Genomic DNA, 11,757 nt, shown 5'->3' on the forward strand with positions numbered 1-11,757 from the left:
TTCCCGTCGATCCCTGCAAAACTGTATTGTCTTACATTACAGTCAGATTTTCGTATTTGCTCAGTCAATGTCAAACCTCTTTTGTCTTTATCCCATTATAACATAGATTCATTTTCTTCAAAAGCTTAATATAAACATGTTCCACAAACCACGGTTCTGTTGATCTCATCAATGCTTCTTCCGGTGAAAACCAGGCTACACCGCTGTTTTCATCTGCTTTTATGGAAACAGCCTCTTCTGAATCTGCCTCAAGGAGATATGTTAGGTTAAAGTGCAAATGGCTGGATACATATTTTCCTTTTTTCATATGGCCGTCTACAGTCAGAGATTCCAGGGAAAAAATCTCTTCTGACACCGGATGAACATTGGAAATCCCTGCCTCTTCTTTTACTTCTCTGACAGCAACGGACAGTAAATCCGTCTCACCATCTGCATGTCCTCCAAGCCAGGACCAGGAATTGTATATGTTGTGATATACCATAAGGACTTTCGTCCGTTCTCTGTTTACTACCCAGGCAGAAGCTGTCATATGGGCTACTGCATTTTCCCTGGAAAAAGCATTCTCATTATTTCTGATCCAGTTCAGGATCAGGATTTTATCTTTTTCTTCCTGCTCATTGTATGGCTTGTATTTTTCTATCTGATCGATCAGTTTCTGGCGTGTTATCATTATGCACTCTGTCTCTTTCTTAAATATCCATAAATGTATTTTTAGTCAAGCGGATAAAAGCATCCGCTTCGCTACTTGCTCATAACCGGATAACTGCTTCACAGTTTATCAGAAGGAGCTTGTAACTATCTTTTTTATTTAATACCCATCCTTTAACCGGACAATATTTTTTAAATTTTTTCCATTCAGATATCGTTCCATATTTTCCATGCAGATGTTCCAGATCATATCCTGGACTTCAGCGTTTCCACCGAAGCTCGGTCCTGCAATGTGTGGAGTGATAAGGACGTTTTCCATATTCCAAAGAGGTGATGTCTCCGGCAATGGTTCTGTTTCAAATACATCCAGGACCGCTCCTTTTAAGTGGCCTTCCTCCAGTACTCTGATCAGGTCTTCTGTTGGAATGAGGCTTCCTCTTCCTACATTAACCAGAATTGCATCTTTTTTCATGGAATACAGCCGTTCGTAATTCAGAAGGCCTTTTGTTTCCGATGTTCCCGGGAGACAGCCGATCACAATATCCGCTTTCTGAAGCTGCTGATCCAGCGCTGTCAGATCATATACCTCATCAAACTCTTTCATCTGCTGCAAATGCTCCGGGACTGCAGTTCTTTTTATTCCAGTCACATGCGTTTCAAACGCTTTCATTCTATGGGCAATATTTCTTCCTATATCCCCGATTCCCAGGATGAGAATGTTTTTTCCATATATGGTTTCTGATGGTCTATTCTGTACCCAGAGGTGTTTCTGTTTGTTCTTCCAGTAGTTCGGAAGTTCACGGTACAGCGCAATAATATTCCCGATCACATATTCTGATATGATCTTTCCAAAAGCGCCGGAAGCATTGGTTAATGTAACTCCTGTCGGGAATGCTTTCATTTTTGTATATTTGTCCGCACCGGCCCAGGTCAGCTGGATCCAGCGAAGATTTTCTGCTTTCAGGATTTCTTCTTCCTCTGGCTCTCCGATCACTACTTCTGCTGCTGCGATCGCATCCTCAGTTTCTTTGCCCTGAAATGTAAATTCGCACTGATCTCCGAATTTTGTTGCAAACTGATTTTGAATTTCTGCATTGCATTGTGGTTTTATTAAAACTTGTATTTTTTTCATGTTTTTCTCCGCAAATCATCTTTATCAGCTATATCCTACCATAATTAACAGCCATCTGCTATTATTTTCTGTTATTTCTGCCGCTGATACCTGGTCACTGCCAGGATCATACAGACAAAAACTACCGCAAACATAGCTTCCAGTCCAATGCCTTTCCACACCGATACAGCTGCCTCACCTGTTAGGTGGCTGTAACTTCCAAGAGTCTCATTTACGTTTTCATACCAGTACACAGGAAGAAACTGAGACACCTTCAGGACGTTTCTGTCCATAATATTCATGGGAACAAACACACCACACAGAAAGCACATTCCAAGAGACAGGATATTTGCGATCCCGCTTAACATGTTGCTGTTTTTTACAAAAAGACCGATCAGATAGGAAAGTGAAAGTGCCACTGCCATCATTACCAGAGTGTTCAGTACATAGTATCCGAAATTTTCTGAACTGAGAAATGTTTTTCCATACATAAGGATAGCTCCAGCCATACCGATTCCCCATAAGCCCCCACCCATCACAAACATGGCCAGAAGCCCTTCCAGACTCTGTCGTCTTGCAGAGATCGCAGATGCCTGCATTCTCTTTGGTATATCGTCTTTTTTGAAAGCCATCAGAACATATCCCATCACATAGCAAAGTAATGCAAGAAACAGATATGGAATATATCGGAAATAATAGAGCCATCCGGACGTACCACTGTTTTCATCTGTATCCAGCATGGTGACTTCTCCTCTTTTTTTATCCAGGATCGCTGTTGCCGCTTCCTTCTGGGAAAAACCGGCTTTCAGATATGTCCGCATTGTATTCAGACAGCTCTCCAGCTGCTGATCCACATAATATGCCGAATAAGATCCGGGCACCTTGGTCACAGAAATACTTTCGCCGTTTACCATACAGTTCTCATAAAAATCCTCAGGAATCACCACGATGTATTCTACATTTCTGTAAAAAAGCTCTTCCTGAAGCTTCTCCCTGTTATCCTCCAGCATGGTCACGTGATGCGTACCTTCAAGCCATTTTACCAGTCCTTCTGCAAGTGGTCCGTTGTCTTTATCCACCACTCCGATCTTTATTTTTTCGCTTTCATAGCTGGTATAAGTTTCCTTACCGGCCGCTGCCTGAAGTGCCATTGTCACTCCGAAAAAAATGCCCAGATACAGGAGGATCAGACCTGTATTTTTTTTCATGATCCTCATATAGCCTTTAAATACTGTCATAACGTTCCCTCCTGACCATGAAAAAGGATGCCATCACCAGCACCACGCACATTACCGCCAGTGTGATCAGATTTCTATAGTATCTGGTCATATCATCATATACATTGATACAGTAAAACGCATCTGAGATCAGTGATGCAGGATTGATCCGGTTCACAAACGGAACACTTTTTTCCACGATATCCTTCATATTTCCGTTCATCAGTCCGGCAAGAAAGCTGCTTACCATAGAGATTCCAAGCATGAGCCCGATTCTGACGCCTTCCTGCATTTTTCCGAAGCTGCCTATAAACATTCCCATAGATACACCAATGAGACTTCCGAAAAAAGATACCACCAGCATTTTTCCCATCTGTCCCTGAAAATCCAGATTGAGAATATACCGGAGATACAGGATCAGAATGATCACGTCCACATAGCCCAGAGCAAAAGATGTCAGCTGGTCTGTAAGGATCAGCTTCAGCTTGTGGGTCGGCGTTACACACCTTCTGGCTGCCAGAGGTGTGATATTGGCCTGGATCCCGATCGCAGAGCCAAATCCGATAAAGCATCCATACAGGCAGGCCATGGCGATCAGTGCGTAAAAGAACTGCACATTTCCGTCAATGGTCCGGCCGCCAAGAGAGACTTCCCTTACCAGGCTGTCGGAACTTAACAAGGATTTCATGGTTTCCATATCCATCTGCGGATTTTTTTTCATGATATTGGTGATGGTCGTTCTGGTGTTTTCACAGCTGTCGAGAACTGTCTGAAGGATACTTTCTTCTATTCCGGTTCCTGCTACTGTAAGGGAAGGTTCTTTTCCCACATAATAAATCCCTTCTACTTTTTTATCCTGCAGTGCTTCCAGCGCTTCCTTTTCCGACATTTCTTCTGCTTTTAAAAGATCCGGACTGCTTTTTTCCACTTCATCCAGATAGGTCATAAAAAACGTATCCGCAGAAGCTTCCTTCACCACTGCCACCGGAACCGTCTGAAAATCTGCCTCATTGATATTTCCGAATGCAAAATAGAAAAAAGTTCCAAGCACAAGCGGAAAGACCAGCGGCCAGAATACAATGTTAAAATTCCGGATCTTGGAAAGAAAACTGTATTTCAGTAAATGCAACATCTCCCATCCCTCCTAATCTCTTAGCTGTTTTCCGGTGATCTCCAGAAAGACATCATTTAATGTAGGCAGTTCGGAAAAGACTCTTCCAAAAGAAATATCCTGGCTTTGCAAATAATTAAGAAGACGGATCAGGTTATGCTTCGCATCGGTACAGCGCACGACCAGCACCTGTTTTTCATACTGCACATCAAACACATGCTCCAGTGTGCGGATATCCCGGAGATTTTTTTCTTCCAGGGCAATGGCTTCTACGGTGATGGTCTCTCCTGTTTTGATCATCTGCTTCAATTCTTCCTTTGTTCCCTGAGCGATGACTCTTCCGTGATCCATGATGGCGATCCTGGTACAGATCTGCTCCACTTCTTCCATATAATGGGATGTGTAGATAATGGTGGAGCCCTGGTGGTTCAGCGTCTGGATCCCTTCCAGGATCTTGTTTCTGCTCTGTGGATCTACAGCTACCGTCGGCTCATCCATAATGATCAGTCTTGGCTTGTGGGCAATCCCGCAGGCAATGTTCAATCTTCGTAAAAGGCCCCCGGAAAGCTTCTTCGGGTACATTTTGCGGAAATCTTCAAGACCTGTAAATTCAATGGCATCCTCCACCAGCTCTTTTCTCCGTTTCCTGTCCCGTATATAAAGGCCGCAGAAATAATCGATATTTTCCTGCACTGTCAGCTCATCAAAAACGGCTACATTCTGAAGCACGATCCCAATCTGTTCCTTGAGCTTATAGCTGTCCGGCTTCATCTCTTCTCCGAATATCTTTATTTCACCTCTGTCATATTTCAGAAGTGACAAGAGGCAGCTGATGGCCGTTGTCTTTCCCGAGCCGTTGGGACCAAGTAATCCGAAGATCTCACCCTCCCGGATATCCAGTTCCAGATGATTCAGTGCGGTAAGATCACCATATCGTTTTACCAGATTTTCTATGTGGACCATACTCTGTGGCATATGTTTTCCTCCTTTTTTACAGTCCGTTAAGCAGGACTTTTATGTCTTTTTCGCAGAAATTCATATTTCTTCTATGATGCCATTATATCCTTTTCTTCTGTCTGCTCCAAGTGTTGAATGTCACCACCTGCAAATGACAAATGTCATGTCTTTTTCAGAAGGATAGATTTTTCTTTGCAGGGAAGGAACCGGTATATTATAATAAAGGCACATTGATTTCAGAAATTTGTGCAGCAAAAGGGGTTCTCCCGGAACAGGATACGATAATTTTAGCCGGTTATCTGCCTGACTTTCGGAAAAGGCTGTAATTCTGAGAAAGGAGGGTATATTTTTTATGCGTTATTTTACAGATTCCATACTATTGCTTTTATACAGTACTTTAACATTTTTTTATGTGCCTGCAGATCAGGCTCTTGTGTTTGCCCTCCTTTTTGCGGTGATCCTTTGCTGCATTACTTATCTGGGCAGGGTATGTAAAACAGAATCCTGTTCACACAATTCTTTGCCAGTATTGAAACCCGCCGGAAATATCATTCCGGTTCTTGCAGGAAGTTATGTGATCTTTGGATTATGTTCCCTGTGGTTTTCGGATCTTCTTCTATTTTTCCCGCTGCTGCTGTATCAGACCTTATCTGCTGGGCTTTTTCCTCTGGCAGTGGCTGCGCTTCCACTTTGGGGATTTCTGGTTTTTCAGATCAATAGATTTCCGGCAGTTCTTTGTCTGCTTGGGATTTTTGGTTTCGTTCTCTCATTTTTTCTCTGGCTCTATGCCGGAAAATATCAGGCTCTTTACCAGGATTTTCATCAGATCCGGGATGACAGTGAGGAACATACGCTTCTTCTTTCTGAAAAAAACAAGGCACTTCTGGAAAAACAGGATTACGAGATTTATGCTGCTACATTGCGCGAGCGAAACAGAATTGCCAGAGAGATCCATGATAATGTGGGACATGTACTATCCCGTTCTATCCTTATGACTGCTGCCTGCAAAACCATCAACAAAAATGATTCTCTTGATCCTCTGCTTGGAAATCTGGAAGAATCCCTGAACGGTGCTATGAACAGCATCCGTTCCAGTGTACATGATCTTCATGATGATGCGATAGATCTGGAAGATGCCATAAAAGGACTTGTAAAGGATTTCACCTTCTGCCCGGTGAATCTTACTTATGATATGTCCAGGCAGATTCCAAGAGAGGTGAAATACAGTCTGATCAGTATTACAAAGGAAGGGCTTTCCAATGTGATGCGGCATAGTAATGCGGATTCTGTGGATATTCTTCTGCGGGAGCATCCTGCACTTTATCAATTGTGCATTGAGGATAATGGGACACCGGAAAATGAAATTCCGGATATTCAAACTGGATCTGACAGCAATAAGGCCAAAAATACTTCCGGTGGTATGGGACTGTCCAATATCCGTGACCGTGCAAAGGCGCTGGGCGGTACGGTCCAGATTACGCAGGAGAACGGTTTTCGGATCTTTGTGACGATCCCGAAATCTGTTTCTAATTGAATCAGACAGATATTTCTCACTTTGCCGGAAACCTTCCTGATTTGATCAAAGTACTTTCCCGGCATATTGGATCCGTCTGTTTTTTCTGATCTGTAAATTTACTTTTTATAACTCATAAACAGGAGATTTTGACATGAAAATTATAATCATAGACGACGACTGCCTGGTTGCAGGAGCACTAAAAACCATTCTTGAAGCAAACCCGGATATCGAAGTGACTGCCACCGGCTCTGATGGTGAAGAAGCCTGCTCTCTGTACAGAGAGTATCTTCCGGATATTCTTCTGATGGATATCCGTATGAAAGGAATGGACGGACTGGAAGCTTCCAGAAAGATCCTGGGCGAATTTCCGGAGGCAAAGATTCTTCTTCTGACTACTTTTTCCGATGATGAATATATTGTAAAAGCCCTCCGCCTCGGCACAAAGGGTTATCTTCTGAAGCAGGATCATAACAGCATTCTTCCGGCTCTTCAGGCGGTTTACTCCGGACAGACCGTATTCGGCACAGAGATCATATCCAAAATCCCTGAACTCCTGCAGTCTTCCGACGGATTTGATTATGCTTCCAGAAACATCAGCGAACGGGAGCTGGATATCATCCGGCTGATCGCCAACGGATACAGCAATAAGGAGATTGCCACAGAACTGTTTCTCAGTGAGGGAACGGTACGAAATTATCTCAGTTCCATTCTGGATAAACTGCATCTGAGGGATCGGACTCAAGTTGCTGTTTTTTATTATCAGCATAAGTAAAAATCTCCTGCATCCAAATTCCTGTAAATATTTATTAATTTAATAGAATCGGAGGATTCCTCACAATGAACCGCTATCTTACTATCTATATCCCGAAAACAGCTGTTCCGGCACCTGTCTCCCGCTTTCTTCGCACGCAGGCAGGTCTTACAAAAAAGCAGATCAGCCAGGCGAAGTTCCGTCCCGGTGGTATCCGAAAAAACGGACAACAGTGCCGGGTAACGGAAACCGCTTATCCCGGGGATCAGATCATAGTATGCCTGGAAGCGGACGATGTGGATTCTGCCCAGCTGGAATCTTCATCCTTTACCGTCTATTCGTCCAATCACAATTTCCAGTTCTCCGCAGACGCAATTTCATATTCTGATTCCGCAGCTTCAGAATTTGCAGGTTCTGATGTCAATTCTCACATTTATCATTCACTGGCTGCAACGTCACAGATTCTTCCTGAGTTGGCGATCATATACGAAGACCAGGATATCCTCGCCATAAATAAACCTGCCGGGATTGTCACTCATCCTTCCGGTTCTCACTACAGTGACAGTCTCGCCAACCAGGTGGCTTCCTATTTCCGTTCCAAAGGAGAGCCTACCAAAGTCCGGTCTATCGGACGATTGGATAAAGAAACCTCCGGTATCCTGCTCTTTGCCAGGAACCAGACTGCTGCCGCCAGATTACAGAACCAGCGTGAAGAAGGGATTTCAGAGAAAACCTATCTGGCTGCAGTTTCCGGTTTCATGCCTGTGGATGAAGATGGAGCTTTTCACAGGATCTCCGTTCCCCTTGCACCTGACCCGGATAACTGTCTGAAAATGGTCGTATCCACAGATGGCACGCTTCCCGGAAGCAAACATGCAGAAACCCTTTATTCTGTTCTGAAATCTAACGGCCCTGACGCAGCAGCTCCGGCTTCTCTTGTAATGCTCCGTTTGAAAACCGGCCGTACCCATCAGATCCGTGTACACATGGCATCTCTCGGGCATCCTCTTCTGGGTGATTCTCTGTACTGTTTATCGGACATATCGAATCCGTTTTCCCGGGCTGCACTCCACGCATGGAAGCTTAAATTTCAACTTCCATTTTCAATTGATGAATCTGCTTCCGACACCCGGGCTTCCATGCATCATGACAAAAATGCCAAAAAAGAAATCTCCCTGGAAGCACCCCTCCCGGAAGATTTCAAAAAATTCTATGAAACGATATTCTGAAGCCATACGCCTTTTTTTACAAGGATAAATCCAATGACACATTTCATCATATCCGCTGCCTGGACCATTGCGTAGATCACAAGTACAGGCAGACCTGTAAAACGGCTTAAGGTAAATGCGATCGTTACACTTACCACCCAGATAAACACACTGTCAAACAGAAATGTAACGATGGTCTTTCCACCGGAACGCAAAGTAAAATATGTTGCATGCAAGAATGCATTCTGCGGCATGAAAAATGCTGTGAGCATAATAAAATATTTCGCCAGAGTACGTGCCTCAACATTGGTATTGTAAAGCCTTGGAAACAGTGGTGCCATTACAAACATCACAGCTGCCACGCAGGTACAGCAGAACACAGAAAATGCGATCATCTTGTTGTCCGTATCTCTGGCTTCCTTCATCTTACCTGCCCCCAGAAGCTGTCCTACAACAATGGCTACCGAATCTCCAAGTGCGATAAATATGATATTAAATACATTGTTGATGGTATTGGAAATATTTAATCCCGCAACCACGTTCAGTCCACGGACTGAATAACATTGTGTCAGCATGGCCACTCCGGCTGCCCATAAAGTCTCATTCAGAAGCAGCGGGGTTCCCTTAATAAGTATCTTCTTTGTCAGGTTCGCCGGAACCTTTAATGTTGAATACAGACCCTGTGCAAAAATATTCTTTTCTGTATGCTTATGTGTCCAACTCAAGACAATGCAGGCTTCCACATATCTGGAGAGCACTGTGGCAACAGCCGCACCTCTTACTCCCATTTCCGGGAATCCGAATTTTCCATAGATCAGAAGATAATTAAATATCAGATTGATCAGCACTGCCACGATCCCGGCCTTCATTGGAAGTACGGTCTCACCGCATTCACGTAAGGTACTTGCATAGACCTGCACCATCATAAATGGCGGAAGTCCCAGAAGCATGATCCATAAATACTGTTTCCCATAAATAAGAGTATCCCTGATCTCCTGTGCGGTTCCGTCACCTTTTAAATACATGCTGATCAGTGAACCCCCTGCTGTCAGAAACAGTATAATGGTGATCGCTGTCAGAATCACTGCCATCCACAGTTTATAACGAAGTGTCTGGCGGACACCCTCATGATCCTTCTGTCCGAAATACTGTGCTGTAAAAATTCCCGCTCCGGACACCCCGCCGAAAATACATAGATTATATACAAAGATCAGCTGATTGACGATCGCCGCTCCAGACATCTGTTCGGTACCGATACGACCGATCATAATATTGTCCAGAAGACTGACAAAATTTGTGATCCCGTTCTGTACCATGATCGGTACTGCAATAGACAGGACCATCAGATAAAACCTCTTATCTCCTACGAACTTTCGGAAAAAAGAAGATTTCTCTTTTACCTTCTCCATAAATTCTTCCCCCTTGTTTTTCGTTTTCCTTCATCCAAAATTCTCCACAAAAAGGAGACTGCCCACCTGAAACATTCTTCCCTTTCGTAAGCGTTGTAGCTACTACCTTACTACAAACTTCTTTTATTTTCAATAGTCTTTATAACGATAAATCTCCGCTTTTTTTGTATCTTTTTACTCCACCATACGACTCTCGTCTGCAATATCCTGATCTTTGAACTTTTATTCCAGCTGTGTCACAATTTCAGTGTCAAAATTTTTCAAAGTGATCTAAGCCGGCAGAAAAAAGATCTGGACCGACTGAATCTGGTGCTGAATTATATTTCTGAGAATTACAAACGGCCTATTTCTCTGGATGAGATCGCAGGTGTTGCTTATCTCCAGACTGGATATTTCTGCCGTTTTTTCAAGAAAAAGATGGGGGTTACATTTCTGGAATATCAGAATGAATACAGACTTTCTTTTATCTACAAAGATCTGATCAATACGAAAGCCCCCGTGCATGTGATTCTGGAACGCCATGGATTCAACAATTATAAGCTGTTTCGACGGATGTTCCAGGAGCACTTCGGGTGCACACCTACGAAGGTGCGGGAGAATATGCGGAAATAACAGTACCTTCTCTTACACCATCCAGTCTTCCCGCAAATACGAAGGAAAGTACCGCAGCAATCACTGCCATGGATACGTCAAAACAGATCTTGGTTGTTCCGAAATTTGTTTTCTATGTGCGGATAACCATATAAAAAATGATCCTATACCCGCATAAAAAGACAGCGAAATGGATTTTAACTTCCATTTCGCTGTCTTGTGTTATTTCTTGTTTTCTATTATTTTTTTAGTATGTCGTTTTACGCAACCTGATTTTTGTTGTTGGTAACTGTGATCAAATGACTTTTGATCAGTACCGGACGTACTGCATTATAGATGATCGCTACCAGAATTACAGATACAACTGCATTGATAAAGGTTGCCGCCGCACTCATTTTTGCAAGTGCCTGTGCCAGTTCCTGTGGCTGTCCCAGAATGTACTGTTTGTAGAAATATCCTACGATAGGATCTGCAATTACGTTAAATGCAAGTCCTGCGATAGATGCGATCACACTCCATTTGAAAACATATTTTTTATCTGTACTCTCATTGATCTTTGCAACCTTGTGTGCCACAAGACCTACGATCAGACCGATACAGAATTTCAGTACAAAGGTTTTCGGTGCGCCTGTGATATAAACAGGGTCCATGATATCTGCAATTCCCATTCCGATAGCTCCGGCAAGTCCGCCATATACGCCACCCAGAAGCAGTGCTGCAAGTACGCAGAAAGCATTTCCGATATGAATGGATGTTGCGTCTCCGCCCGGCACCGGGATCTTGATCTGCAGAAATGTGAAGGATACATAACATAAAGCTGCTAATAACGCAGTTTCTGCAAGTTTAACTACTGTGTTGTTCTGTGTGTTCATAATAATTCCCCTCTCGTTTCGTTATTACCTTTGTTATTACTTTAATGTATGATTGTATTAATGTAGGAATGTAATAACTTGGATGTTATAGTACCGCTTGTTTGGGTATATTACAAGGGGCAATTTTTATGTTTTTTTAGGGGACAGTTTTTATGGGTAATAAAAAAGTGGCTGTTTAAGCCACTCTTTCATGATTGTATATTCAAAACTACATACATGTTCTATTGATGATCGTTAATCTTTTTTGAATCAATTTTAACCTGCGTACCGATCCGTAGCTTTCTTCACGGGCTCGCAGCTAAAGCTGCATCACCTGTTCTTTTGGCTACTCCAGCGGTGGTCATCGAACGACGGAGTCGTGAGATG

11 protein-coding genes are annotated in these 11,757 nt (G+C 43.2%); 4 read left to right on the forward strand and 7 right to left on the reverse strand.

The features are described from left to right. Window positions 1-70 precede the first annotated feature (70 nt). From LKD46_RS13100 to LKD46_RS13120, 5 genes are all read right to left on the reverse strand, one after another. Entirely contained in the window at window positions 71-670 is a 600-nt protein-coding gene (locus LKD46_RS13100) for an NUDIX hydrolase (RefSeq protein ID WP_110103456.1), read from the reverse strand. A 138-nt stretch (window positions 671-808) separates the two neighbouring features. Then, on the reverse strand, window positions 809-1,780 hold the full coding sequence (locus tag LKD46_RS13105; RefSeq protein ID WP_110103457.1) for a D-2-hydroxyacid dehydrogenase: 972 nt from the start codon (window positions 1,778-1,780) through the stop codon (window positions 809-811). Window positions 1,781-1,851: 71 nt separating this feature from the next. Beyond that, the gene (locus tag LKD46_RS13110; protein WP_015524317.1) at window positions 1,852-2,997 is read right to left on the reverse strand and encodes an ABC transporter permease; all 1,146 of its coding nucleotides are present in this window, start codon (window positions 2,995-2,997) and stop codon (window positions 1,852-1,854) included. After that, the gene (locus LKD46_RS13115; protein ID WP_022426839.1) at window positions 2,984-4,108 is read right to left on the reverse strand and encodes an ABC transporter permease; all 1,125 of its coding nucleotides are present in this window, start codon (window positions 4,106-4,108) and stop codon (window positions 2,984-2,986) included. Before LKD46_RS13115 ends, LKD46_RS13110 begins: the two co-directional genes overlap by 14 nt. A 12-nt stretch (window positions 4,109-4,120) precedes the next feature. Then, window positions 4,121-5,050: an ABC transporter ATP-binding protein gene (locus LKD46_RS13120; RefSeq protein ID WP_059086850.1), complete on the reverse strand. Its 930-nt coding sequence runs from the start codon at window positions 5,048-5,050 to the stop codon at window positions 4,121-4,123. A gap of 346 nt (window positions 5,051-5,396) precedes the next feature. On the opposite strand from LKD46_RS13120, the gene LKD46_RS13125 reads away from it, so the two are divergent. From LKD46_RS13125 to LKD46_RS13135, 3 genes are all read left to right on the forward strand, one after another. Further along, window positions 5,397-6,578, forward strand: coding sequence for a sensor histidine kinase (locus LKD46_RS13125; protein WP_110103458.1), 1,182 nt, complete (start codon window positions 5,397-5,399; stop codon window positions 6,576-6,578). A gap of 133 nt (window positions 6,579-6,711) precedes the next feature. After that, window positions 6,712-7,332 carry a response regulator gene (locus LKD46_RS13130; protein ID WP_110103459.1) on the forward strand — a complete coding sequence of 207 codons (621 nt, stop codon included), beginning with the start codon at window positions 6,712-6,714 and terminating at the stop codon, window positions 7,330-7,332. A gap of 65 nt (window positions 7,333-7,397) precedes the next feature. Beyond that, the gene (locus LKD46_RS13135; protein ID WP_110103460.1) at window positions 7,398-8,540 is read left to right on the forward strand and encodes an RluA family pseudouridine synthase; all 1,143 of its coding nucleotides are present in this window, start codon (window positions 7,398-7,400) and stop codon (window positions 8,538-8,540) included. On the opposite strand, the gene LKD46_RS13140 is transcribed toward LKD46_RS13135, so the two are convergent. After that, window positions 8,522-9,928, reverse strand: coding sequence for an MATE family efflux transporter (locus tag LKD46_RS13140; RefSeq protein WP_110103461.1), 1,407 nt, complete (start codon window positions 9,926-9,928; stop codon window positions 8,522-8,524). The two genes, LKD46_RS13135 and LKD46_RS13140, sit on opposite strands and share 19 nt — an antisense overlap. A 309-nt stretch (window positions 9,929-10,237) precedes the next feature. Between LKD46_RS13140 and LKD46_RS13145 the strand changes: the two genes are divergently transcribed. After that, window positions 10,238-10,540, forward strand: a complete 303-nt coding sequence (locus LKD46_RS13145; RefSeq protein ID WP_242981835.1) for a helix-turn-helix transcriptional regulator — start codon at window positions 10,238-10,240, stop codon at window positions 10,538-10,540. 239 nt (window positions 10,541-10,779) lie between these two features. On the opposite strand, the gene LKD46_RS13150 is transcribed toward LKD46_RS13145, so the two are convergent. Further along, complete coding sequence (locus LKD46_RS13150) at window positions 10,780-11,391, reverse strand: ECF transporter S component (RefSeq protein ID WP_022426832.1); 612 nt, start codon at window positions 11,389-11,391, stop codon at window positions 10,780-10,782. Between the last annotated feature and the right edge of the window lie 366 nt (window positions 11,392-11,757).

The organism is Blautia fusiformis, from assembly GCF_020686995.1.
Classification (GTDB): Bacteria; Bacillota; Clostridia; order Lachnospirales; family Lachnospiraceae; genus Blautia_A; species Blautia_A fusiformis.

Excerpts from the sequence above, each read along its gene's own strand:
- LKD46_RS13110 (WP_015524317.1), bottom strand. The coding sequence starts at position 2,997 with ATGACAGTATTTAAAGGCTATATGAGGATCATGAAAAAAAATACAGGT.
- LKD46_RS13140 (WP_110103461.1), bottom strand. The coding sequence starts at position 9,928 with ATGGAGAAGGTAAAAGAGAAATCTTCTTTTTTCCGAAAGTTCGTAGGA.
- LKD46_RS13135 (WP_110103460.1), top strand. The coding sequence starts at position 7,398 with ATGAACCGCTATCTTACTATCTATATCCCGAAAACAGCTGTTCCGGCA.
- LKD46_RS13125 (WP_110103458.1), top strand. The coding sequence starts at position 5,397 with ATGCGTTATTTTACAGATTCCATACTATTGCTTTTATACAGTACTTTA.
- LKD46_RS13115 (WP_022426839.1), bottom strand. The coding sequence starts at position 4,108 with ATGTTGCATTTACTGAAATACAGTTTTCTTTCCAAGATCCGGAATTTT.
- LKD46_RS13130 (WP_110103459.1), top strand. The coding sequence starts at position 6,712 with ATGAAAATTATAATCATAGACGACGACTGCCTGGTTGCAGGAGCACTA.
- LKD46_RS13105 (WP_110103457.1), bottom strand. The coding sequence starts at position 1,780 with ATGAAAAAAATACAAGTTTTAATAAAACCACAATGCAATGCAGAAATT.
- LKD46_RS13100 (WP_110103456.1), bottom strand. The coding sequence starts at position 670 with ATGATAACACGCCAGAAACTGATCGATCAGATAGAAAAATACAAGCCA.
- LKD46_RS13120 (WP_059086850.1), bottom strand. The coding sequence starts at position 5,050 with ATGGTCCACATAGAAAATCTGGTAAAACGATATGGTGATCTTACCGCA.
- LKD46_RS13150 (WP_022426832.1), bottom strand. The coding sequence starts at position 11,391 with ATGAACACACAGAACAACACAGTAGTTAAACTTGCAGAAACTGCGTTA.